This is a genomic window from Mycobacterium sp. AT1, from assembly GCF_002043095.1.
GTDB lineage: Bacteria > Actinomycetota > Actinomycetes > Mycobacteriales > Mycobacteriaceae > Mycobacterium.
Map to the genome: position 1 here is coordinate 15,922 of NZ_MVOC01000056.1, position 21,619 is coordinate 37,540.

The following is a 21,619-nucleotide window of genomic DNA, read 5'->3' on the forward strand; positions in this document are numbered from 1 at the left end:
GATAAACCGAGAGCGTGCGCGCCTTTGGAAAACAGACGCGCACGCTCGCGGGACAAACCGTGCTGAGGATCAGCGCTTCGAGTACTGAGGCGCCTTACGGGCCTTCTTGAGGCCGTACTTCTTGCGCTCGATCGCACGCGGGTCACGCGTGAGGAAGCCAGCCTTCTTCAGCGGCGGCCGGTCTTCGGGCTGAACGATGATGAGCGCACGGGCGATGGCAAGACGCAGGGCGCCTGCCTGTCCGGACGGTCCGCCACCGTCGAGGTGGGCGAAGATGTCGACGGTGTCGAGCCGGTCGACGAGCACCAGCGGCGCCTTGATGAGCTGCTGGTGCACCTTGTTCGGGAAGTACTCCTCCAGGCTGCGGCCGTCGAGGATGAACTTGCCGGTGCCGGGGGTCAGGCGAACCCGCACCACGGCCTCCTTGCGGCGACCGACGGTCTGAACCGGGCGGTCGAGCAGGAGCGGCTCGCGAACGGGCGCCTCGTCGGCAGCCTCGGTCTCGACGGTCTCGTCGACGGCTTCGGTCGCTTCTGCGGCCTCAGGCGCTTCTGCCACCTCTTCGACCTCGGTCGATTCGGTCACGTCTGTCGTTTCGGTCACTGGGCCACCTGCTTGATCTCGAACGGAACCGGCTGCTGCGCGATGTGCGGATGCTCGGCGCCCGCGTACACCTTGAGCTTCTTCTGGACCTGACGGCTCAGCTTGTTGTGGGGAAGCATCCCGACGATCGCGTTCTCCACGACCCGCTCCGGGTTCTTCGCCATCATTTCGCCGATGGTGCGCCTGCGCAGGCCGCCGGGGTAACCCGAGTGGCGGTAGGCGAACTTGTTGTTGAGCTTGTCGCCACTGATGGCGACCTTGTCTGCGTTGATGACGATGACGAAGTCGCCACCGTCGACATTCGGCGTGAACGTCGGCTTGTGCTTGCCGCGCAGCAGTGTTGCCACTGCGACGGCGAGCCGGCCGAGGACCACGTCGGTGGCGTCGATGACGTACCACGTACGCGTGGTGTCACCCGCCTTCGGCGTGTACGTAGGCACAGCGCTACCTTCTCTTCTCTCGGGTTTCCCGGGGTACCGGGTGTCGGTCGAACGCTGCGGCTGGAGTCCTCGGCGACCGACGTAGACCCGAGAACCCGCAGAGTCGTGAAGACTCACCGCGCGCCAACGGAGCAGCCTACCGGGCGTCGTCGTCGCAGGTCAAAACGCCCGTTCCGCATCCAGTGTGCGGCCAGATCGCGATCCGGCCTCGCACCGCACACTCGACGGGGCAGGAGGGGGGTCCGGACGCGACTGTGCGGTCCCGCCCGGGCTCTCCTCCCGATTGGGACCGCACAGGGTCTACGCGCGCCGCGGTCTAGAAGCTCCAGGCTCCTGCCGCGCGCCGGTCGGTGTCGGCGACGTCGTCGGATCCGTCGCGCACCGCGTTGCCGAGGGAGACCAGGATGTCGTTCAGCGCAGCCGCCGACTGGTCCCACCTCGCCTGCTCGACGCGATAGGCCTCCGCGGCCTCGCGGGTCCACACCGCCTGAAGGGGCGCTATCTGTGCGCGCAGGTCGTCCAGCGCCGCGTTGAATCGCGCGGAGGTGCGGTGAATCTCCTGACGGACCGTGTACTCGATCTCGTTGAAGTCGTATGACAAAACCGGTTCCATGGGTGCTCCATTCGAGTGGGTGGGCGGATGCTCAGCGGACGTCGACCGACGCGATCCGGTGGGAATGCTGGTCGGCCGCCTCGCGGAGGGTCCGCTCGTTGAACCGGATGGTCTCCGCGATGCGTTGCAGCGACTGGTGCAAGGCAAGGGACTCGGTGTTCCACCGGTCGACGACGTCGCGGAAGCGTGCCGCCGCGGTACCGCCCCACACCGACGGTGGGACTGTGGTCATCTGCCCGATGAACGTCCGGAGCATCGCGCCGGTCTCCTCGTTGCGGCTGTCGATCTTGGCTGCCACGGTCGACATCAGACCGAAGTCGGTGTTCAGTGCGCCACTGCTCATCCACATCTCCTTTCGCTCTCCGTTTGTGGTCGTATGCATGATTGGACGCATTGACCGTTGATTCGGTTCCCTTGTCCGTGAATCACTTTCGGGTGACCGCGTGTGCCGAGCGAATCGCCCTGTCGCACGCCGCCTGCGGGCCGGGCTCGGTGACCGGGCCCTGACAACCAATCGCGATCCGCACTCCCCCGTCGAGCAGCACCGTCCAGTCGACGCTCCGGTCGGATCGCACCTCCCGGTAGGTGACGGCGCTGCGATTCGCGCGCTCACCGGCCGCGGCGAAGTCGACGAAGACGCCGCCCGGCTGGTCGGCGAGCGCCGACGTCAACGCCTCGGCAGTCGACTCCAACGACTCGGTGTCGGACACCCGAGACTGTGTCACCTGGATCGCCTCCGATCGACCGGCAGGCGAAACCACTTGCACGCGAGCCGAACCCGGCCCGGCGGTGATCCGCTCGACGGTCCACCCGGCGGGAACCTGGACGGCGACGCGTCCTTCCATCAACCAGGCGACGTCGGCCGACTCCGCATTGCGCCCGTCGAGGCCGATCCCCGCAACCGTCAACCCGCCGACCGTCAGGATCGCCGCGGCCACCCCGACAGCGTGAGGAGGCGGGCGCCACCTGCCCACGGCGTCCGTCTCGGAACCGGGTGATCCGCGGACGGCGTCGGCGAGGGTCCTGTCGTCCTCCATCGTCACCTCGACACCCCGCAACCGAAGCGCCCGAGCGAGATTGGCGCCGAGCAGCGTCGTGCCCGACGGCACGTCGAGGGTCACCTCAGCCAGCCCGTCGACGCACGCGACCACGACGTCAACGACGTCGGCGGCATGGCTCCCCCGCGTGATCACGTTCCGTCGGCCGTCGGCATGCACGACGACGAGCTCGGGGCCGAGTTCGACGACCGTCGCCGCCGCGGCCAACACCTCCGAGCGGAGGTGGACGACGACGTCGTCGCACCAGTGCCGAGCTGCCGCCACGACGCGGGCGATGCGCGACGGGCCCCACCACGACGGACAGATCAGCGCCACGTCGTCGCACAGACCGTCGACCGCCGACCCGAGAACGTCCCGCCACAGGTCGTCGACGGACACGACGCGGTCGTCGACGAGGGCGAGCACGTCGTCGACCGACTCCAGCGCGATCGTCGCCGCGTCGAAGTTCACGGGGCCCCGGCCGACGATCGCCTTCGGCCCCACCACCACGACCACGTCGCTCACGGCGGCTCCGTCCACGACACCTGGACCAGGTGGTCGGACTGCCCGCGCCGGATCAGCGTGCCGCGCCCCGGCGGCAGCGGCGCACACCGCACGGAACCCAGCAGCACGCCTTCGTCCGGGCTGGCGCTCATCATCAGGCCCATGGCGCCCAGGTCCTTCGTCCGCGCCAGGATCGGGTCGAACATCGCCCGCGCGGCACCCCCGGAGCGCCGGGCGATCACCAGGTGTAGGCCGAGATCCCTGGCGTGCGGCAGCAGGTCGAGCAGCGGGAGCAGCGGGTTGCCGGACGTGCCAGCCACCAGGTCGTAGTCGTCGACGACCACGTACAGCTCCGGCCCCGACCACCACGACCGGTCCCGCAGTTGTTGCTGCGTCACCCGTTCGTCGGGCAGCCGCTCCGCGAGCAGGTCCGACGCGGTGGCCACGTGGGCGTCGGCCGACCCCGCCGACATCGCGTAGCCGAGAAGGTAGTCCGATTCGACGACCCCGAGCAGCGTCCGACGGAAGTCGACGACGAGGATGCGGGCGGCATCGGGCCGTGCGGTGCGCACGATCTCCCGGCACAGGGTGCGCAGCGCTGCGGTCTTCCCGCATTCCGTGGCCCCCAAGATGAGCAGATGCGGATGGGACGCGAAGTCGACTGCCGCAGGCCGCATGTCGTCCTCCCCGAGTCCGATGGCGATCTGCCCGCCCGACTGGTCGACGACGTCGGCGTAGGCCACCCGCGACGGCAGGAGGCGGATGGCAGGCGCCGCCCGCCCGGGGAAGCGTGCCGCCACCGCGGCCACGTCGGTGCCGTCGGCGCATGGCTCGGCGAGTACGAACTCCAGTCCCTCGCGGGTGAGTCCGTGCCCCGGCGGTCGGGAGCCCAGCAGGCGGGCCTTCTTCCTGTCCATCTCCGAATCCGCCGGGTCGCCAAGACACAGCTCGACGCGGGTGCCGAGTTGATCCTTGAGTGCGGGCCGGATGTCGGCCCATCGGGACGCGGTGACGACGACGTGGACGCCCAGTGAAAGGCCTTGGGCGGCAATCGCGGAGACGGCTTCCTCCATGCCGTCGAACTCCTGGCGGGCCACCGCCCACCCGTCGACCACCAGGAACGCGTGGCCCCGAACGTCCGGTGCGCCCTCGCGGCGCCGTGTCTCGCGGTCCCGCACCATGGCCTGCACGTGCCCGACGATCCTGCGGGCGAGATCGCGTTCCAGCCGGCCCGCGACCGCGCCGACGTGCGGCAGCGATCGCAGCGTCGACAGCGATCCGCCGCCGAAGTCGAGCCCGTAGATCTGCACCGCCTCGGGGTCGTGCGTCTGCGCCAATCCCACGACCACACTGCGCAGCGCGGTGGTCTTGCCAGACCGTGGTCCGCCGACGATGGCCACGTTGCCCCCGGCGGACCGCAGGTCGACCGTCAACGTGTCACGTCGCTGCGCAAAGGGGTTGTCCACCAACCCGATCGGCAACACCAGCGGCGGTTGCCGCCCCACGCCGTCGAGCAACCCGCGCAACGGCGGTGACATGTCCAGGGGTGGAAGCCACACCTGATGGGCCGGCTCGCCCCGGTCGGCAAGGCCGTCGACCACGACGTCGAGCAACGCCCGGGACGTTCGCGCGGGAACCTCGGGGGTGGGCGGACGCTCGGCGTCACGCGCCGTGAAGCGCCGAGCCGCCTGGCCGTGACGCGGCACTGACCCGGCGACCGGCCCGGAGACATAGGCGCTCCGGAACCGGATGAGGTCACCGGACGCCGTCTTGAGGATCGCCGCCCCCGGTGTGCCTGGGAGTTCGTAGGCGTCGGCCGTGCCGAGTACGGCTCGGGATTCGCTCGCGGAGAACGTCTTCAGACAGATGCGATAGGACAGGTGGGTCTCGAGGCCACGAAGCCGACCTTCGTCGAGTCGCTGGCTGGCCAGCAAAAGGTGCATGCCGAGGGATCGGCCGAGCCGTCCGACGGCGACGAACAGTTCGGCGAAGTCGGGGTGCTGGGTGAGGAGTTCGGAGAACTCGTCGACGACGATGAACAACGCGGGCAGCGGCGGAAGGTCGCGGCCTCGAGCGCGAGCGGCGTCGTAGTCGGCGATGCCGGGGAATCCTCCGGCGGCCCGCAGCACCCGCTGCCGCCGCGTCATCTCCCCGGCAAGGGCGTCCCTCATGCGGGCGACCAGGTGGGCCTCCTCGGACAGGTTGGTCACCACGGCCGCGACGTGTCTGAGGCGCTCGAGGCCAAGAAACGTTGCCCCTCCCTTGAAGTCGACGAGGACGACGTTGAGCGCCTCCGGCGGGTGGGTGGCCGCCAGGCCGAGGACCAACGTACGGAGGAATTCGGACTTTCCCGAACCGGTCGCACCCACGCACAGCCCGTGCGGGCCCATGCCACCACGGGCCGCCTCCTTGAGATCGACGCGAACCGGGTCCCCCTGGTCCGTGAGACCGATCGCGACCCGGAGGTGGTCGCTCCCCGCCCGCGGCCGCCACGTGCGTCGAACGTCCAGGCTCGCCGGATCGCCGACGCCGACCAGCTCGGACCAGCCTGCGCCGCCGCCCGTCGCGGCGGACTCTCCGGCGAACGGCGCAAGCGTTCTGGCGCAGACCACCGCCTGGGCGATCGTCAACGAGTCGAAACGATCCACGGGTCCGGTGTCGTCGCCTAGACGGAGGCAGTCACCTGGCAATGGCCCGACCACGATCGTCGTGATGTCGGCGGCCGGCATCGACGTGGCGTTTCCGTCGACGAGCACGACGTGCCGGGACCCGGGCAAGGCATCCGAACGGCCATGATGCGGAAGCCATTTCACCCAGTCCCAGTGCGCATCGGCGGAGCTGCCGGTCGCGGTGACCCGCACGACGTCCGGGCCGTGCAGGACGGTCAGCTGGCAGATCAACGCGCGAATCACACCGCGAGCCGCCTCCGGCGTCCCCAGCACGGCGATGCGCGGGTGCGCGCGGAGGTCCACCGTGACGGGGAGGTCGGGAACCGTCGACCGGTCGGCGAGCAATCGGTCGACGGCGTCGTCGACCATCGGGTCGCGCGATTCGGACTCCGGGACGACCGGCACCACCACGGCGGTCGACAGCGGGAGCCGACCGGTGCCAACCCGCACGCGGCAGAAGTCCTCGTCGTCTGGGCGGCGCTCCCACATGCGGTCGCCGCCTACCAAAGTCCACAGCGCAGCGGGGTCAGGGTGATTCCAGTGCAGCGATTCGTGTTGAGCCGCCGCGGTTTCGACGAGCGACCCGTCGAGCCCGTCGAGGTAACGGAGGTACGCGCGCCGGTCGGCGTCGAGCTCCCCGCCCCGACGCGCTCCCCTGGACTGGTAGGCCACCGAGCCAAGCACCGACACCAGCATCATGACGGGCAGGAACAGGAACGCCGGACTGCGTGACGACGCGGCTCCGGAAGTGAAGTACAGCACCGTCATACCGCCCATCGCGACGAGCATCACCACCGGCAGCAACTTGCCGACGAGGTTGGACGGCGGATCCTTCGGCACACCGGGCGGTTGCCGCATGACGAGATCGCCGTCCTCGAACGGAGGCGGAAGCAGGCGGCGACGAATTTGTCCCATCGTGTGAATGGACGCTGTCAAGGTCGGTTTGGTTCCATTCGTGCGCGGACGAAATTGCCGCTGCGAGTGGTCCTCCGAGGCGGTTACGGTCAGTGAGGTGTCGGTGTCCAAGGTCTGCGTTCAGGCCGATCGCGATGGTGATCCGGTGGCGGTCGACGTCGTCCTGCCGTCGGGAACCCCAGTGGCCGAGCTGGTCCCCACCATCGTCGGTTTGGTCGACGCTCCCACCCCGACTGGTGGCGTCGCTCGGCGCTGGCGCCTGCAGCGCGCCTCCGGCGCCCCGTTGGACGAATCATTGTCGTTGAGCGCCAACGGCGTTCGCGACGGGGAGCTCGTCATCCTCGACGCCGACGCCGCGCCGGCACTCGGACCGGTGCGGCACGCCGCGTATCTGCACGTCGCCGGGGCACCGCAGGCGCGAACCCGGGGCGACGGCTGGCTACCCGGCGCAGTGGGCGTATTCGCCACCACACTGGCAGGTCTCGCGCTCGCCAGCACCGCGGGATCCGACGGCGCGACCACCAACGCGGTCGTGTGCGCCACCGCCGCGGCGGCCGTCACCGTGCTGGCGGTCGTGACCGGCTACTCGACGACCCCGAGCGTGGGGGTGGTGACACTGGCCTGCGCCGCGGGCTTCCTCGTCGTGCCGTCTGGGCCTTCGGCACCCAACGTCTTCCTGGCCGCGGCTGCTGCGCTGTCGGCCTCACTGCTGATGCTGCGCCTTTCGGGGCGAACGTCACCGGCATTGGTTGCAATCGCGGCAGTCTCGCTGCTGACGGCCGTCGTCACGGTCGCGGCGTTGCCGCTGACGGTCGTCGGCGCTGCTCTCTCCACCTCCGCCCTGGCCCTGCTCGGCCTCGCCCCGCGCGTGTCGATGGTGACCGCCGGGCTCGGACCGGATCGTTGGCACGGCGATCTGGCCGCATCCGCGGGGCACAAGATTCTCAGCGGGTTGGTGGCAGGCGCGGCTGCGGGAGCCGCGGCGGGTGCGGTGGTGGTCGCCGTCGCGGGCCACCCGGGCGCCGCCCCCTTCACCGGGCTGGTTGCCATGGTGCTGGTGCTGCGCTGCCGGACCCACGCCGACGGCGACCGCAGAATCTCCCTGACGGCAGGCGGGTTGGCGGCCCTCGTCGCCGGCGTCTGCGCTCTGCTGAACGCCCGACCGGGCAGCGTCGTCCCGGTCGCCGCCGCACTGGTCGTCGTCGGACTGCTGGCCATGCGCCGTCCCAGCAGTGGTGCCACGGTGGCACGAATGCTGGGGCACCTCGAATACGCCGCCCTGGTCGCCGTGGTCCCCGTCGCGTGCTGGGTCGGTGGCGCGTACACCACCCTCGGACTCCCGTGAAGGCCGCGGCCCGGGCCGCAGCCGTGGCGGCGGTCGCAGGCACCGTGTGGGCGGCTCCCTTCGCCACTGCCGTGACCCCACCGACGGTCGACGACGCGCAGCTCCCCCTGGCCCGACCGCCCGCACCGCGCACGCCGACCGAACAGACCGACGAATGCCGAACCGGCGCGCCAGCAGCCGACGTCGCGGGATCTCAACCAGACTTCACCGAACTCCAGGCGGTGTGGCGGTTGACGAGGGGCGCCGGCCAGACCGTCGCGGTGATCGACACCGGTGTGGCAAGGCATCGCCTGCTGCCCCACCTCCTCCCCGGCGGTGACTACGTCTCGACTGGCGACGGAACCCAGGACTGCGACGGACACGGGACGATCGTCGCCGGCATCATCGGCGCTGCGCCGAGCGACACCGCCGGCGTGACGTTCAGCGGGGTTGCACCCGACGCGTCCATCCTCGCGATCCGGCAGTCGAGCAATCTCTTTCGCCCCAAGGACGGCGCCACCGAGCCCGGCGTCGGTGACGTCGAGACGTTGGCGGCCGCCGTTCGGCTGGCCGCGGACGCGGGCGCGACGGTCGTCAACATCTCGTCGGTCGCATGCGCCGACACCGATCAGGCGCTCGGCGACCAGGCCCTCGGCGCCGCCCTCGCCTACGCGGTCGACGTCAAGAACGTCGTCGTCGTCGCCGCGGCGGGCAACGTCGGCGGACCAGGTCAATGCCCACGACAGAACCCACCGCCCGACCCGGCCCATCCCGGTAGACCGAACTGGGACACCGTGGACGTCGTGGTGACCCCGGCCTGGTACGACGACTACGTCCTGACCGTCGGATCGGTCGACCGCAGGGGCCGGCCGTCGGCGTTCACGCTGTCCGGGCCGTGGGTCGACGTCGCCGCGGTCGGCGAAGGGGTCGTCTCCCTCAGCCCGGACGGCGACGGTGTCACCGACACCGTCATGGGTTCGACGGGTGCGCAGCCGATTTCGGGGACGAGCTATTCGGCGCCGGTGGTCGCGGGCGTCGTCGCGTTGGTGCGATCGGCGGCGCCTCAGCTGACGGCGCGGCAGGTGATGCGCAGGATCACCGACACCGCACACCATCCGGCCGCCGGGTGGGACCCCTGGGTGGGCCGCGGTGTCGTCGACGCGTTGGCCGCGGTGACCGCCGACGGGGCCCCGCCGCGGAAGTTTACGTCGGTTGAATCAGTCACGCAGGCAACAGATCCCACGTCTCCCGCCGACACCTCGTCCCGCCGGGTCTCGCTGGTGGGCGCCGCGGCCTGCGTTGCGGTGGCCACGGCCGCCATGACCGTGTCCGCGGGGCGCCTACGACGGCGTCGGGAGCCCGTCGCGAACGACTGAGGCGGCGTCGACGCCGAGCTCGGGCCCGCGCGGCAGGTTCGCCAGGATGGGCCACGGCGCGATCCCCGAGACATCGCTCAGTCCAAGGAACTTCGCGGTGTCGTCGTCGTGCACGCCGAACACCACGCCCGAGTCCGTGACGAGGAACCGCGCGCCGCCTGCGCCGTCGTCGCCGAGGATGCCGGCAGACCGGACGTAGACGCTGGCGCCGCCGGGGATTGCGACGGCGTCGACGGCTGGCCCTGCTCCGTCCCCTTGCGCGAGAACCGTGATCTGGCGGGCGTCACGAAACGGCGCCTCTCCGACGGCGACAACGGTGTTCGACGACGTCGATGCCGAGCCGCCTGGCTGCCAGCTGGCGCAGACGGCGTATCCGTCGGCGGCGCCGACGGGCGTGCCCGCATGCCGAGGGTAGGTGCCAACGGCTAGTTCGTCGGCGACCGGCAGAGTCGCGACCGCGGTGGGGGCGACGCTGGTCGGTGGTCGCCCGCCGGTGTCGTAGGCGTAGCGGATGAGATCGGCCGCGACCTCGCCGACCCGTTGGAGACCCTGCCGCAGCACCACGAACCGTTCTCCGCCCACCGAGACGACGGACCCGATGGTTGCCCCCGCAAGCGAGGCGGGGCCGGGCGTGCCAGCGCCGGCGATCGACGGCGGGGTGATTGCAGGCACCTCCGGAACGACGTCGAGCAGAGCCCGCGAAACCGACACGGGCACAACGCCATCCAGACGAAGTGCCCGCACCACGGCAATGTTCCTCAGGTCGACCGCGGCTCGCTGCCCGTCGTACAGCAGGTAGGTCGTGGCGGCGCCCTCGCCGCGCGGGGTGACCAGTACCGGACGGCTCGAGTCGAGATGGTCGACGTCCGAGCGGCCGACGGCGACGATGGTGCGGTCGTCGACGTCGCACACCGTCCAGGCCGGGTCGCGCAGCGTTTCACCGATCGCCGCCGGGGCACCGGGAATGCCCATCAGCGGACCGCGTTTCACGTCGGCGATCGACGCCTGGCCCGCCGCAACCGGGTCGGCGGCCGATCGCGCGACGAGGCGGGCCGAGGCGAGATTCGGGACGGGATGCAGGGCGTCACCGACGCGCACGTAGAGCGCACCGGTCTCGCGGGCCATCACGATCGGCGCGGAGTCGGGAACGCCGGTGCCGCGAACCAGTCCGACGACCACCCCCGCAGCGAGCACGAGCGCGGCCAGGAGACCACCGAGGGCAAGCGAGATCGACTGCGCGCGTAGCGGATCGTCGAACATCGCGACGTCCCTGCGCACCAGCGCGTGCATCATCCGGCGCGCGAGAAGGCGCCGCCCACTGAGCTGAAGTCGTGTTGCCGGTTGCCGAGACATACTCCCCCCGCATTCGAGGGTAATCGCGTCACGGTGGCCGCCGGATCACCGATTTCGGGTCAGTCGTGCTCCTCGCCTGCGCGACGTTCCCGGTAGGCCGCGACGTGCTGACGGTTCCCGCAGTTGCCGGTGTCGCAGAACATCCGCGACCGGTTGCGCGAGAGGTCGACCAGCACCGCCTCGCAGTCCGGCGCCGCGCAAATCTTGAGCCTGCGCAGCTCACCGGCGCGGATCAGGTCGGCCAACGCCATTGCCATCTCTGCGCCCATCCGCTGCCACAGCGGGTCGTGGATCGAGGCCAGGTGCAGATGCCACTCCGGCATTTCCGCGTGGCGGGTCAGCCACGGCGAGGCCCTGGTGTCGCTCAGCAGTGCGTTGACCTGACCGACGACGCGCTCCTCGTCGTCGGCGCTCGCCCAGATCTTGCCGACCCGCGTGCGCAATTTCAGAACGGATTCCAGCTCCGCGTCGTCTCGGTCGCGGCGGCCCGTCCATCCGAACGCGTTCAGGTATTCGTCGAGCGAAGCCATGCCGTCGAGCCGCTCGCCGTCCACCCGATCGGTGTTGACGAGGACACACGCGGCACGGAGGGTGAGTTCCGTGTCATGACTGAAATTCAATTGACTCATGACTCCTGTCGGCGGTAGCGTCACGACCAATAGCCATTTTACTCATTACATGCCAGGAGGTGCCGCATGACTGCCGTAACCGACGTGCGACCCGCCGCCGATCACTTTCGAACCGGCCTGCTGTTCGCCCTCTCGTCGGCCTTCGCATTCGGCCTGTCCGGACCCCTCGGCAAGTCCCTGATGGAAGCCGGCTGGAGCCCGACCGCCGCGGTCACCGCCCGACTGGCCGGGGGCGCCGTCGCCATGGCGGTCTTCGCCACCGTGATGAACCGGAACTGGCTGCGTGAGGCACTCGGACACTGGAAGACGGTCGTCGCCTACGGCGTCGTGCCGATCGCAGGCGCCCAACTCTGCTACTACAACGCCGTTTCGCATCTCTCCGTCGGCGTGGCCCTCCTCATCGAATACACCGCCCCCGTCCTTGTCGTGGGGTGGCTGTGGGCCACCACTCGCCGCAGGCCGACCAACCTGACACTGGCCGGCGTGGTGCTCGCCGTCGCCGGAATCATGTTGGTGCTCGACGTCTTCTCCGACGCCCACGTCAACCTCGTCGGCGTTGGATGGGCACTCGTCGCCGCCGTCTGCGCGGCGTGCTACTTCATGATGTCCGACGAAGTGAGCACCGACCCGACCGAGGAAGGCGCCCTCAACCCCATCACACTCGCGGCCGCAGGGTTGATCGTCGGCGCCGTCGCCGTCACCCTGCTCGGAGCGTCGCACGTCCTGCCGATGACCTTCACCGCGAACGACACCGTGGTCGCGGGCTTCACCACGTCGTGGATCGTGCCCGTCGCCGCCATGGCGTTGATCCCCACCGCGATCGCGTACACGCTGGGCATCATGGGCGTCGCCCGCCTACGGCCGCGGTTTGCCTCGCTGGTCGGTCTCTCCGAAGTGATGTTTGCCGTGCTGGCCGCGTGGGTCCTACTCGGCGAGGCTCTGGCCCCCATCCAGGTCGCCGGCGCCGCAGTGGTTCTCGCCGGGTTGGTGCTGGCCCGCCAGGGTGACCGGACCGAACGGTTGGCCGCAGCTAACCCAAATATGTGAAGATGGGCTAGTGACCTTGCTCAGGATGTCCGCCCGCCTGGCCGCGATCGCATCGGCCGTCGCCTGCACCGCGGCGACCTTGATCGCCGCCCCGCCGGCGTCGGCGGCTCCCTGCCCCGACGTCCAGCTCGTCTTCGGGCGGGGCACCAGCGAAGCCCCCGGCATCGGTCGCGTCGGCCAGGCCTTGGTCGACGCCCTCACCCCGCAGCTCGGTGGCCGCACGATCGAGGCCTACGGCGTCAACTACCCGGCCACCTACGACTTCCTCGCGGCGGCCGACGGTGCCACCGACGCCACCAACTTCATCAGCTCGCTGGCAGCGCAGTGCCCTAGCACGCGCGTCGTGCTCGGCGGATACTCCCAGGGTGCGGCCGTCGTCGACATGCTCGCCGGCATCCCCCCGCTCGGGAACAAGATCGGCGAGGTCGGGTCGGCACCGCCGCTTCCCTCGGCCCTCGACGCGAACGTCGCCGCGGTCGTCGTGTTCGGCAACCCGTCGGCGAAGTTCTCGATTCCGATCACCAACTCGATCTTCGGCGGACGCGCCCTCGACCTGTGCGCCGACGGCGACCCGATCTGTTCGGACGGCCGCAACCCGTTCGCCCACACGCACTACGAGTCGTCGGAGTTCATCCCACAGGCCGCGAACTTCGTCGCAGGACTTGTCTAGCTGATTTAGGCGTTACCATTCGGCGTGGCCTTCGATCTTGTTAGACGGACGACTCTCGCCGTTGCTGCGGCTTGCCTCGCCGTCATCGCTCCCGTCCTGTCGACCGTCCCCACCGCGGGCCTTGGCCTCGGCCTCGCTCCGGCGTCCGCCGAAGGCTGCCCCGACATCGAGGTCGTCTTCGCCCGAGGCACCAGCGAAGCACCCGGGCTGGGGCTGCCCGGCGGATCCTTCGTCGAGGCGCTGCGGTCCAAGGTCGGCGGCCGGTCCGTCGGCAGCTACGCCGTCGCCTACCCGGCCGACTACGACTTCCTCGCCGCGGCGGCCGGCGCCAACGACGCCAGCGCCCACATCCAGTACATGATGGGCGCCTGCCCCACCACCCGCCTCGTGCTCGGCGGCTACTCCCAGGGCGCAGCCGTCATCGACGTCATCGCCGCGGTGCCGTTCCCGGCCATCGGCTTCACCAATCCGTTGCCGCCCAACACCCCCGACTTCGTGGCGGCGCTCGTCGCCTTCGGCAACCCGTCGGCCAAGTTGGGTCTGCCGCTGACCTCGAGTCCGGTCTGGGGCGGCCGATCCATCGACCTCTGCAACGCGGGTGATCCCGTGTGCACCAGCGGCGAGGACGTCGCCGCCCACCGCGCCTACGCAGGCGGCCCGGCCAACGACGCAGCGAACTTCGTCGCCGGTCTGCTGTAACCCGGTCGCCACGCGACGCAGACGGCACGTCGTCGACGTCGGCTAGCATCGCCTGGGTGACCCCACAGCTGATTCGCAGGCTCGTCGTCGCGACGTTCGTCACCGCCCTTACCGCCGCTGCCCTGCTGGTGACGCCTGCCGTCACCGCAATCGGGATTCCGACCGCGTCCGCCGCCTGCCCGGCGGTTGAGGTCATCTTTGCGCGCGGTCGGTTCGAGCCCGCTGGCCCCGGCCAAATCGGCAACACCTTCGTCAGTGCGCTCCGCAAGAAGAGCGGCAAGAACGTCAACCTGTACGCGGTGCGCTACCCCGCCGACACCCAGGTCGACCTCGGAGCCAACGACATGAGCGCGCGCGTGCAGAGCACGATGGCCAGCTGCCCCGACACCAGGATCGTGCTTGGCGGCTACTCCCTCGGCGCCGCGGTGACCGACGTGGCGCTGGCCGTGCCCTTCGCCTTCTTCGGCTTCGACAATCCGCTGCCCCCTGGCGCCGATCAGCACATCGCCGCCGTCGCCCTGTTCGGCAACGGCAGCGTATGGGCGGGACCCATCGGAGCGATCAGCCCGCTGTACCGCGAGCGGACGATCGACCTGTGTCACGGGGCCGACCCGATCTGCAACCCCGCCGACCCGAACACGTGGGAGAAGAACTGGACCGACCATGCGGCGCGGGCCTACATCGACGCGGGCATGGTCAACCAGGCCGCCGACTTCGCCGCCGCGCGGGTCTAACCCTCGATCCGCCCCACCTCGTCGGGCGTACGCCGGTCACGGGTCACCAGGATCCGCGCCTCGAGTTCTGCGTCGGCCGGATAGTCCACGCCGACCAACGTCAGGCCGCGGGCCGGGGCGGTGGCGAAGTCACTCGACCGCCGCGTGGACGTCAACAGCTCAGCGCACCAACGAGGTTCGCGCCGACCCTCCCCCACGGCCAGCAGCGCGCCCACGAGTGACCGCACCATCGACCAGCAGAATGCATCGGCGGCGACGTAGCCGACGATCGAATCGCCGTCGCGCACCCAGTCCAGCCGCTGCAGATTGCGAATCGTGGTCGCACCGTCGCGCGCCCGGCAGAACGCCGCGAAGTCGTTGAGACCCTGCAGTTCTCGTGACGCCACGCGCATCGCGTCGACGTCGAGCTGGCGAGGCCACGGCGTGACGAACCTCGCCTCCCGCGGCAAGACGCCGAACGTCGCCGTCGTCAACCGGTACTCGTAGTGCCGCCGCAGCGCGGAGAACCTGGCGTCGAATCCAGTCGGCGCCCTTACCACGTCGAGCACCCGCACGTCCTCGGGCAGCAGCCGAGACAGCCGTCGCACCAAGGGCTGAAATTCCGGTTCGTCGCGAGGAGTGCGCGGATAGACAAGCGGGATCGACTCGGCAGGCACGTCCACGTGGGCCACCTGACCGGTGGCGTGCACACCGGTATCGGTGCGACCCGCCGCCCGGGTGATCACCGGTGTCCGGAACACCGTCGACAGCGCATCGTCGATCGCGCCCGCCACGGTGCGCTGATTCGTCTGCGTCGCCCACCCGGCGAAGTCGGTGCCGTCGTAGGCGACGTCCAGGCGCAAACGAACAAGCCCGCCACCGGAATCGATGGCGGGCTCGTTCACGAGTCGACTACTTGGCGTCGTCGGCCTTGTCGTCCTCGACGACCTCGTCGGTGTCGGCGTCCTCGACCACGGCGTCTTCAACCGGGGCGTCCTCGACGACCTCGTCGGTGGGGCCGACGGCGGCCTCGGGCTCGACCGCGGCCTGCGGCGCGGCGGCAGCCGCGACGGGGGCGTTGGCGGAACCACTGCGACGGGCCCGGTTGGCCTCGGAGGTGACCGTCTTCTCCTGCACCAGCTCGATGACGGCCATCGGGGCGTTGTCGCCCTTGCGTGCCTCCACCTTGATGATGCGGGTGTAGCCACCCTCGCGCTCGGCGAAGTGCGGTCCGATCTCGGCGAACAGCGTGTGCACGACGTCCTTGTCGCGGATCTTCTTCATCACCTCACGCCGGTTGTGCAGCGTGCCCTTCTTGGCGTGGGTGATGAGCTTCTCCGCGTAGGGCCGCAGCGCCCGCGCCTTGGGCTCGGTCGTCTTGATCCGACCGTGCTCGAACAACGACGTGGCCAGGTTGGCCAGGAGCGCCTTCTGGTGTGAGGACGACCCGCCGAGGCGAGCACCCTTAGTGGGCTTGGGCATTGCGACTATCTCCTTATGTGGCCGGCCCCCGTATCAGGTAGGGCCGGGACGGTTTCTTGAAAGCTGTTAGAGCTGTTCGGTTTCGGCGTAGTCCTGCGTGTCGTCCACGTCGTAGCTGGCATCGCTGTTCCAGGTACCGGTCGCGACGTCGTAACCGGCCACCTCGGACGGGTCGAACGTGGCCGGGCTGTCCTTCAGCGAGAGACCCAGCTGGTGCAGCTTGATCTTCACCTCGTCGATGGACTTCTGACCGAAGTTGCGGATGTCCAGCAGGTCGGACTCCGTCCGCGAGACCAGCTCGCCGACGGTGTGGACGCCCTCGCGCTTGAGGCAGTTGTACGACCGGACGGTGAGTTCCAGATCGTCGATCGGCAGCGCGAACGAGGCGATGTGGTCCGCCTCGGCCGGCGACGGGCCGATCTCGATGCCTTCGGCTTCGACGTTGAGTTCCCGTGCCAGACCGAACAATTCGACCAGCGTCTTACCGGCCGAGGCCAGCGCGTCACGCGGGGTGATCGAGTTCTTGGTCTCGACGTCGAGGATCAGCTTGTCGAAGTCGGTGCGCTGCTCGACGCGAGTCGCCTCGACCTTGTAGGTCACCTTGAGCACCGGCGAGTAGATCGAGTCGACCGGAATGCGGCCGATCTCGGCACCGGAGGCCTTGTTCTGCACGGCGGGGACGTAACCGCGGCCACGCTCGACGACGAGCTCGACCTCGAGCTTGCCCTTGTCGTTCAGGGTCGCGATGTGCATGTCGGGGTTCTGCACCGTGACGCCCGCGGGCGGGACGATGTCACCGGCGGTGACGGCACCCGGGCCCTGCTTGCGCAGGTACATGGTGACCGGCTCGTCCTCCTCGGACGACACGACCAGGCTCTTGAGGTTCAGGATGATGTCGGTGACGTCTTCCTTCACCCCGGGAACGGTGGTGAACTCGTGCAGCACGCCGTCGATGCGGATGCTGGTGACCGCCGCGCCCGGGATGGACGACAGCAGCGTGCGCCGAAGCGAGTTGCCAAGGGTGTAACCGAATCCGGGCTCCAAGGGCTCGATGACGAACTTGGACCGGTTCTCGGCAAGGCTCTCTTCGGACAGGGTGGGGCGCTGAGAAATCAGCATTTTCTTTTTCTCCTTCTCGACATCCGCTATTTGATGCCGTTTGGTGTCCCAGGCCACCGTGACCTGGGACGGTCACACGATTACTTCGAGTAGAACTCGACGATCAGCTGCTCGGTCAGCGGCACCTGAATCTGTGCGCGCTCGGGCAGCTGGTGGATGAGGATGCGCTGGCGTTCGCCGACGACCTGGATCCAGCCCGGGATGGGGCGCTCACCGGCGGTCTGACGCGACAGCTCGAACGGCAGCGTGTTCAGCGACTTCTCACGGATGTCGATGATGTCGTACTGCGAGACGCGGTAGCTGGGGATGTCGACCTTCACGCCGTTGACGGTGAAGTGACCGTGGCTGACCAGCTGACGGGCCATCCGGCGCGTACGGGCGAGCCCGGCGCGGTAGATGACGTTGTCCAGCCGGCTCTCCAGGATCTGCAGCAGGTTCTCGCCGGTCTTACCCGAGTGGCGGTTGGCCTCCTCGTAGTAACGACGGAACTGCTTCTCCATGACGCCGTAGGTGAAGCGAGCCTTCTGCTTCTCCTGCAGCTGCGTGCGGTATTCGCTCTCCTTGATCCGCGCGCGACCATGCTGGCCGGGCGGGTAGGGACGCTTCTCGAAGGACTGATCTCCACCGACGAGGTCGACGCCGAGACGACGCGACTTACGGGTGACGGGTCCGGTATAACGAGCCATTTCTTAAATCTCCTCTAGACCCGGCGCCGCTTGGGCGGACGGCAGCCGTTGTGCGGCTGCGGCGTGACGTCGGAAATGGCGCCAACTTCGAGGCCGGCTGCCTGCAGTGAACGGATCGCGGTCTCGCGGCCCGAACCCGGGCCCTTCACGAAGACGTCGACCTTCTTGACACCGTGTTCCTGCGCCTTGCGGGCAGCGTTCTCGGCGGCCAGCTGTGCGGCGAACGGGGTCGACTTACGCGAACCCTTGAAGCCCACGTGACCCGACGATGCCCAGGCGATGACGTTGCCCTGCTGGTCGGTGATCGAGACGATCGTGTTGTTGAACGTGCTCTTGATGTGAGCGGCGCCGTGCGGAACGTTCTTCTTTTCCTTGCGGCGCGTCTTCTGGCCCTTCTTGGGACCAGCCGCTCCACTCTTCTTGGCCTGTGCCATGTGCTTACCTGGCCTTCTTCTTGCCGGCGATGGTGCGCTTCGGGCCCTTGCGGGTGCGCGCGTTGGTCTTGGTTCGCTGGCCGCGCACCGGAAGGCCGCGACGATGCCGCAGACCCTGGTAGCAGCCGATTTCGATCTTGCGTCGGATGTCGGCCTGCACCTCGCGGCGCAAGTCACCTTCGACCTTGATCTCGGAGTTGCTTTCGATGTAGTCGCGCAACTGCGACACCTGATCGTCGGTCAGGTCCTTGGTACGCAGATTGAAGTCAATGCCGGTGGCCGACAAGATTTCCTGCGAGCGAGTACGGCCAATGCCGTAGATGTAGGTCAGCGCGATCTCCATGCGCTTGTCACGCGGGAGATCGACGCCCAGTAGACGTGCCATCAGGCAGTGATTCCTTTTCGTTGCGGAGGTCTTGTCCCAGTCCGTTCCCCTCGCGGGGCCCGGCCTCCGTGCCGGGCGTGTAATGAGCAGCTCATCTGCTCACTGGTACTGGGATTTCATCATTTAGTTGTTGCTGTGCTGCGTTTGCGCGACGCGCAAACGGCTAGCCCTGACGCTGCTTGTGGCGCGGGTCAGAACAAATCACCATGACCCGCCGGTGGCGACGGATCACCCTGCACTTGTCGCAGATGGGCTTGACGCTCGGGTTCACCTTCACGGCGGTCGATCCTGTCTTGGTTGTTCGGTGTCGAGGGCGAGCCCCCGTCACGGTCTAGTTACTTGTAGCGGTAAACGATGCGGCCCCGGGTCAGGTCGTAGGGCGACAACTCCACCACGACGCGGTCCTCGGGCAGAATGCGGATGTAGTGCTGCCGCATCTTGCCGCTGATGTGCGCGAGCACCTTGTGTCCGTTCTCCAGCTCAATGCGAAACATCGCATTGGGCAGGGGCTCGACCACTCGGCCCTCGACTTCGATGGCACCGTCTTTTTTAGCCATGTCCTCCGTTGTTCCTGTCTGGCGCCACAAACGCCGCCTCCGACTTCAAAACGTGAGCCGGATTCGTTAAATTCCAGGACAGGGCACGCAAGGAGCCGGCGCGGATGCCGCACCGTTGATCGATGGTACCCGCTTCCGTGCGCTCCCCAAAATCGCCGTCACCAGCAACGGCTTGAGGGTGGCAAGATCGTTTCAAGGTCCACGGCGACCGATGCTAAGGACTTCACGACCGGCCTCAGGGGGAACGTGTGACCGCTGCCTACCTCGCGGCGTTCATCGTCGGCGGGATAGCGGTTCTCTCGGCGCTGTTCCTCGTCGACTTCGGCCATGGGGCCGGCCATGACGGTCTGCCCTTCCTCAGCCTGACCGGGGTGTCCGCCGCCCTGCTCGGCGCGGGTGCCGGCGGCCTGATCAGCTCCTGGGTCGGTTTCGGCGCCGTCGGCGCCGGACTCGTCGCGATCGCTGCAGCCGTCGTCCTGATGCTCGCGCTTCAGGGACTGCTGCTGCCGTACCTGCGCAGGCAGGAGTCGAACTCGCAGAAGTCGCGGTCGTCCTACATCGGCCTGCTAGGCACCGTCACCCTCGACGTCCCCGTCGGCAGCTGGGGCGAGGTGGCGTTCGTCGACTCCGACGGGAACCGGGTGCGGGCCAGGGCGATCACCGAAGAGCCGGACGTCCTGACGAAGAACACCAGCGTCTACATCGCCGACGTCGATGCCGACTACCTCCACGTCGTGGCGGTTCCCGACCACTAGCGCCGTCCCCAACCACCAGAACGGAAGGCACCGCCGTGTCCACTCTCCTCATCGTCACGATCGCGGTCATCGCCGGGCTCCTCCTGCTCGTCGTGCTCCCGCTGATCTACGTGAAGAACTACATCAAGGTGCCGCCAAACGAGGTGGCCGTGTTCACCGGTCGCGGCCAGCCCAAGGTGGTCCGCGGCGGAGCCCGGTTCCGGGTGCCAGGCATCGAACGGGTGGACATCATGTCCCTCGAGCCGTTCAACGTCAGCATCAACCTGCAGAACGCACTGTCCAACAACGGTGTGCCGGTCAACGTCGAAGCCGTCGGCCTGGTGCGCATCGGATCGGCCGACGAGGCCGTGCAGACCGCGGTGCAGCGGTTCCTCACCTCCGACCTCAGCGAACTGCAACGCCAAATCAACGAAATTCTGGCCGGCAGCCTGCGCGGCATCACCGCCACGATGACCGTCGAAGACCTCAACTCGAACCGTGACACCCTGGCCCGCAGCGTGGTCGAGGAAGCAGGCAGCGACCTCGCCCGCATCGGCATGGAGGTCGACGTCCTCAAGATCGCCGGAATCTCCGACGCCAACGACTACCTGAAGTCACTCGGTCAGCGTCGCATCGCCGAAGTGAAGCGCGACGCGACCGTCGGTACCGCCGAGGCCGAGCGCGACGCGCAGATCCAGTCGGCGAAGGCCCGCCAAGCGGGTTCGGTCGCCCAAGCCGAGGCGGACACCGCGATCGCCATCGCCAACCAGAAGCGCGACGTCGAGCTCGCGAGGCTCCGCGCTCAGACCGAGGCCGAGAACGCCGAAGCCGACCAGGCGGGCCCGCTCGCGAACGCGCGGGCGCAGAAAGACGTCGGCATCGCCACCGAGCAGGCCGAGGCTGCGCGCATCCAGGCCCGCATCGAGGTGGAACAGCGGCGCAGCGAACAGGCCCAGGCGGCGCTGCAAGCAGACGTCATCGCGCCGGCCGAGGCGCAGCGCGCGGCCGACATCGCCCGTGCGGAGGGTCAGCGCCAAGCCGTCATCCTCGGTGCCGAAGCGCAGGCGGAATCCGCTCGTCGGGCTGGTCAGGCCGAGGCCGACGCCCGCAAGGCGGCGGCCGACGCACTCCGCGTCGAGAAGCAGGCCGAAGCGGACAGCCTGCAGGCGAAACTGGTCGCCGAGGCTGCGGGCAAGAAGGAACTCGCCGACGCCTCCCGGGTGGAACAGCTCGCCGAGGCGGCCGGCATCGAGGCCAAGCTCGTCGCCGAGGCCACCGGTAAGAAGGAGATCGCCGCGGCGCTCAACAGCTACACCGCCGAGGCGGCGCGCATGCTGATGCTGCCCGACGTGCTGGCGTCGGTGGTCAAGGCCACCGAGGCAGCGGCAGCGCCGCTCGCCGAGATCGACCGCCTGTCGATCATCGGTGGGGCGGGCGACACCCAGGACGCGATGGGCGGCCTGCTTGGGGTCAGCCCGCTTGCGGTGGCCAAGATCGTCGAGGCGCTCAAGACCTCGGGGATCGACGTCGCCGCGATGCTGAATCGCTTCGGCGAGGAGACCACGACATCCGTCGCGGCCGCGGCGAACTCGCATCCGGTGGCCCCGCCGGCGTCCTGAGCGACGCCCAC

General features: G+C 68.8%; 24 protein-coding genes. 8 read left to right on the forward strand and 16 right to left on the reverse strand.

Annotated features, from left to right (window positions below; all coding sequences use genetic code 11):
- Window positions 1-69: 69 nt before the first annotated feature.
- From rpsI to eccCa, 6 genes are all read right to left on the reverse strand, one after another.
- Window positions 70-558 (reverse strand): 30S ribosomal protein S9, encoded by a 489-nt coding sequence (gene rpsI / locus B1790_RS24335; protein ID WP_198952112.1) that lies wholly within the window; start codon window positions 556-558, stop codon window positions 70-72.
- A 41-nt stretch (window positions 559-599) separates the two neighbouring features.
- A complete protein-coding gene (rplM, locus tag B1790_RS24340; RefSeq protein ID WP_079925856.1) occupies window positions 600-1,043 on the reverse strand; it encodes a 50S ribosomal protein L13 in 444 nt (147 codons plus the stop codon).
- 316 nt (window positions 1,044-1,359) lie between these two features.
- Entirely contained in the window at window positions 1,360-1,656 is a 297-nt protein-coding gene (locus B1790_RS24345) for a WXG100 family type VII secretion target (protein ID WP_056557062.1), read from the reverse strand.
- 31 nt (window positions 1,657-1,687) lie between these two features.
- Window positions 1,688-1,999, reverse strand: a complete 312-nt coding sequence (locus tag B1790_RS24350) for a WXG100 family type VII secretion target (protein WP_142271485.1) — start codon at window positions 1,997-1,999, stop codon at window positions 1,688-1,690.
- An 82-nt stretch (window positions 2,000-2,081) separates the two neighbouring features.
- Window positions 2,082-3,218: a type VII secretion-associated protein gene (locus tag B1790_RS24355; protein ID WP_142271486.1), complete on the reverse strand. Its 1,137-nt coding sequence runs from the start codon at window positions 3,216-3,218 to the stop codon at window positions 2,082-2,084.
- Window positions 3,215-6,781 (reverse strand): type VII secretion protein EccCa, encoded by a 3,567-nt coding sequence (gene eccCa, locus B1790_RS24360; protein WP_079925859.1) that lies wholly within the window; start codon window positions 6,779-6,781, stop codon window positions 3,215-3,217. The genes B1790_RS24355 and eccCa overlap by 4 nt, the downstream gene beginning before the upstream one ends.
- 97 nt (window positions 6,782-6,878) lie before the next feature.
- Between eccCa and B1790_RS24365 the strand changes: the two genes are divergently transcribed.
- Entirely contained in the window at window positions 6,879-8,126 is a 1,248-nt protein-coding gene (locus B1790_RS24365) for an EsaB/YukD family protein (protein WP_158083877.1), read from the forward strand.
- Window positions 8,123-9,481 carry a type VII secretion-associated serine protease mycosin gene (gene mycP, locus B1790_RS24370; RefSeq protein WP_233165299.1) on the forward strand — a complete coding sequence of 453 codons (1,359 nt, stop codon included), beginning with the start codon at window positions 8,123-8,125 and terminating at the stop codon, window positions 9,479-9,481. The genes B1790_RS24365 and mycP overlap by 4 nt, the downstream gene beginning before the upstream one ends.
- Here mycP and eccB read toward each other — a convergent pair.
- Both eccB and B1790_RS24380 read right to left on the reverse strand, forming a co-directional pair.
- Entirely contained in the window at window positions 9,446-10,834 is a 1,389-nt protein-coding gene (gene eccB / locus B1790_RS24375) for a type VII secretion protein EccB (protein ID WP_079925861.1), read from the reverse strand. The genes mycP and eccB overlap by 36 nt on opposite strands.
- 59 nt (window positions 10,835-10,893) lie before the next feature.
- Entirely contained in the window at window positions 10,894-11,454 is a 561-nt protein-coding gene (locus B1790_RS24380; protein WP_079925925.1) for a CGNR zinc finger domain-containing protein, read from the reverse strand.
- A 75-nt stretch (window positions 11,455-11,529) separates the two neighbouring features.
- On the opposite strand from B1790_RS24380, the gene B1790_RS24385 reads away from it, so the two are divergent.
- Genes B1790_RS24385 through B1790_RS24400 form a run of 4 tightly spaced genes read left to right on the forward strand, consistent with a single transcriptional unit; the run spans window position 11,530 to window position 14,613 of the window.
- Window positions 11,530-12,510 (forward strand): DMT family transporter, encoded by a 981-nt coding sequence (locus B1790_RS24385; RefSeq protein WP_079925862.1) that lies wholly within the window; start codon window positions 11,530-11,532, stop codon window positions 12,508-12,510.
- Window positions 12,511-12,535: 25 nt separating this feature from the next.
- Window positions 12,536-13,180, forward strand: a complete 645-nt coding sequence (locus tag B1790_RS24390; RefSeq protein ID WP_198952113.1) for a cutinase family protein — start codon at window positions 12,536-12,538, stop codon at window positions 13,178-13,180.
- Window positions 13,181-13,204: 24 nt separating this feature from the next.
- Window positions 13,205-13,879 carry a cutinase family protein gene (locus B1790_RS24395; RefSeq protein WP_079925863.1) on the forward strand — a complete coding sequence of 225 codons (675 nt, stop codon included), beginning with the start codon at window positions 13,205-13,207 and terminating at the stop codon, window positions 13,877-13,879.
- A gap of 56 nt (window positions 13,880-13,935) precedes the next feature.
- Window positions 13,936-14,613, forward strand: a complete 678-nt coding sequence (locus B1790_RS24400) for a cutinase family protein (RefSeq protein ID WP_369832418.1) — start codon at window positions 13,936-13,938, stop codon at window positions 14,611-14,613.
- On the opposite strand, the gene truA is transcribed toward B1790_RS24400, so the two are convergent.
- The 8 genes from truA to infA form a co-directional block, all read right to left on the reverse strand.
- Window positions 14,610-15,497 carry a tRNA pseudouridine(38-40) synthase TruA gene (truA, locus tag B1790_RS24405; protein WP_079925864.1) on the reverse strand — a complete coding sequence of 296 codons (888 nt, stop codon included), beginning with the start codon at window positions 15,495-15,497 and terminating at the stop codon, window positions 14,610-14,612. The genes B1790_RS24400 and truA overlap by 4 nt on opposite strands.
- Window positions 15,498-15,504: 7 nt before the next feature.
- Window positions 15,505-16,074: a 50S ribosomal protein L17 gene (rplQ, locus tag B1790_RS24410; RefSeq protein ID WP_079925865.1), complete on the reverse strand. Its 570-nt coding sequence runs from the start codon at window positions 16,072-16,074 to the stop codon at window positions 15,505-15,507.
- Between the two features lie 66 nt (window positions 16,075-16,140).
- Complete coding sequence (locus B1790_RS24415) at window positions 16,141-17,223, reverse strand: DNA-directed RNA polymerase subunit alpha (protein WP_255407303.1); 1,083 nt, start codon at window positions 17,221-17,223, stop codon at window positions 16,141-16,143.
- 50 nt (window positions 17,224-17,273) lie between these two features.
- Window positions 17,274-17,879, reverse strand: a complete 606-nt coding sequence (gene rpsD / locus B1790_RS24420) for a 30S ribosomal protein S4 (protein ID WP_079925867.1) — start codon at window positions 17,877-17,879, stop codon at window positions 17,274-17,276.
- 14 nt (window positions 17,880-17,893) lie between these two features.
- Window positions 17,894-18,313 carry a 30S ribosomal protein S11 gene (rpsK, locus tag B1790_RS24425; protein ID WP_056557104.1) on the reverse strand — a complete coding sequence of 140 codons (420 nt, stop codon included), beginning with the start codon at window positions 18,311-18,313 and terminating at the stop codon, window positions 17,894-17,896.
- Between the two features lie 4 nt (window positions 18,314-18,317).
- Window positions 18,318-18,698: a 30S ribosomal protein S13 gene (gene rpsM / locus B1790_RS24430; RefSeq protein ID WP_056557107.1), complete on the reverse strand. Its 381-nt coding sequence runs from the start codon at window positions 18,696-18,698 to the stop codon at window positions 18,318-18,320.
- 163 nt (window positions 18,699-18,861) lie between these two features.
- Window positions 18,862-18,975: a 50S ribosomal protein L36 gene (gene rpmJ / locus B1790_RS24435; RefSeq protein ID WP_079925868.1), complete on the reverse strand. Its 114-nt coding sequence runs from the start codon at window positions 18,973-18,975 to the stop codon at window positions 18,862-18,864.
- 58 nt (window positions 18,976-19,033) lie between these two features.
- Window positions 19,034-19,255, reverse strand: coding sequence for a translation initiation factor IF-1 (gene infA / locus B1790_RS24440; protein WP_005140011.1), 222 nt, complete (start codon window positions 19,253-19,255; stop codon window positions 19,034-19,036).
- 248 nt (window positions 19,256-19,503) lie between these two features.
- Here infA and B1790_RS24445 point away from each other — a divergent pair, with 248 nt between their 5' ends.
- Both B1790_RS24445 and B1790_RS24450 read left to right on the forward strand, forming a co-directional pair.
- Complete coding sequence (locus tag B1790_RS24445) at window positions 19,504-20,010, forward strand: hypothetical protein (protein ID WP_079925869.1); 507 nt, start codon at window positions 19,504-19,506, stop codon at window positions 20,008-20,010.
- A gap of 35 nt (window positions 20,011-20,045) precedes the next feature.
- Entirely contained in the window at window positions 20,046-21,608 is a 1,563-nt protein-coding gene (locus tag B1790_RS24450) for a flotillin family protein (RefSeq protein ID WP_079925870.1), read from the forward strand.
- Window positions 21,609-21,619: the final 11 nt, after the last annotated feature.

Bases quoted from the DNA above. Each gene is read 5' to 3' on its own strand.
- B1790_RS24345 (WP_056557062.1), bottom strand. From the start codon at position 1,656: ATGGAACCGGTTTTGTCATACGACTTCAACGAGATCGAGTACACGGTC.
- B1790_RS24350 (WP_142271485.1), bottom strand. From the start codon at position 1,999: ATGAGCAGTGGCGCACTGAACACCGACTTCGGTCTGATGTCGACCGTG.
- eccCa (WP_079925859.1), bottom strand. From the start codon at position 6,781: ATGGGACAAATTCGTCGCCGCCTGCTTCCGCCTCCGTTCGAGGACGGC.
- eccB (WP_079925861.1), bottom strand. From the start codon at position 10,834: ATGTCTCGGCAACCGGCAACACGACTTCAGCTCAGTGGGCGGCGCCTT.
- B1790_RS24385 (WP_079925862.1), top strand. From the start codon at position 11,530: ATGACTGCCGTAACCGACGTGCGACCCGCCGCCGATCACTTTCGAACC.
- B1790_RS24390 (WP_198952113.1), top strand. From the start codon at position 12,536: ATGTCCGCCCGCCTGGCCGCGATCGCATCGGCCGTCGCCTGCACCGCG.
- rplQ (WP_079925865.1), bottom strand. From the start codon at position 16,074: ATGCCCAAGCCCACTAAGGGTGCTCGCCTCGGCGGGTCGTCCTCACAC.
- rpsD (WP_079925867.1), bottom strand. From the start codon at position 17,879: ATGGCTCGTTATACCGGACCCGTCACCCGTAAGTCGCGTCGTCTCGGC.
- rpsK (WP_056557104.1), bottom strand. From the start codon at position 18,313: ATGGCACAGGCCAAGAAGAGTGGAGCGGCTGGTCCCAAGAAGGGCCAG.
- rpsM (WP_056557107.1), bottom strand. From the start codon at position 18,698: ATGGCACGTCTACTGGGCGTCGATCTCCCGCGTGACAAGCGCATGGAG.
- infA (WP_005140011.1), bottom strand. From the start codon at position 19,255: ATGGCTAAAAAAGACGGTGCCATCGAAGTCGAGGGCCGAGTGGTCGAG.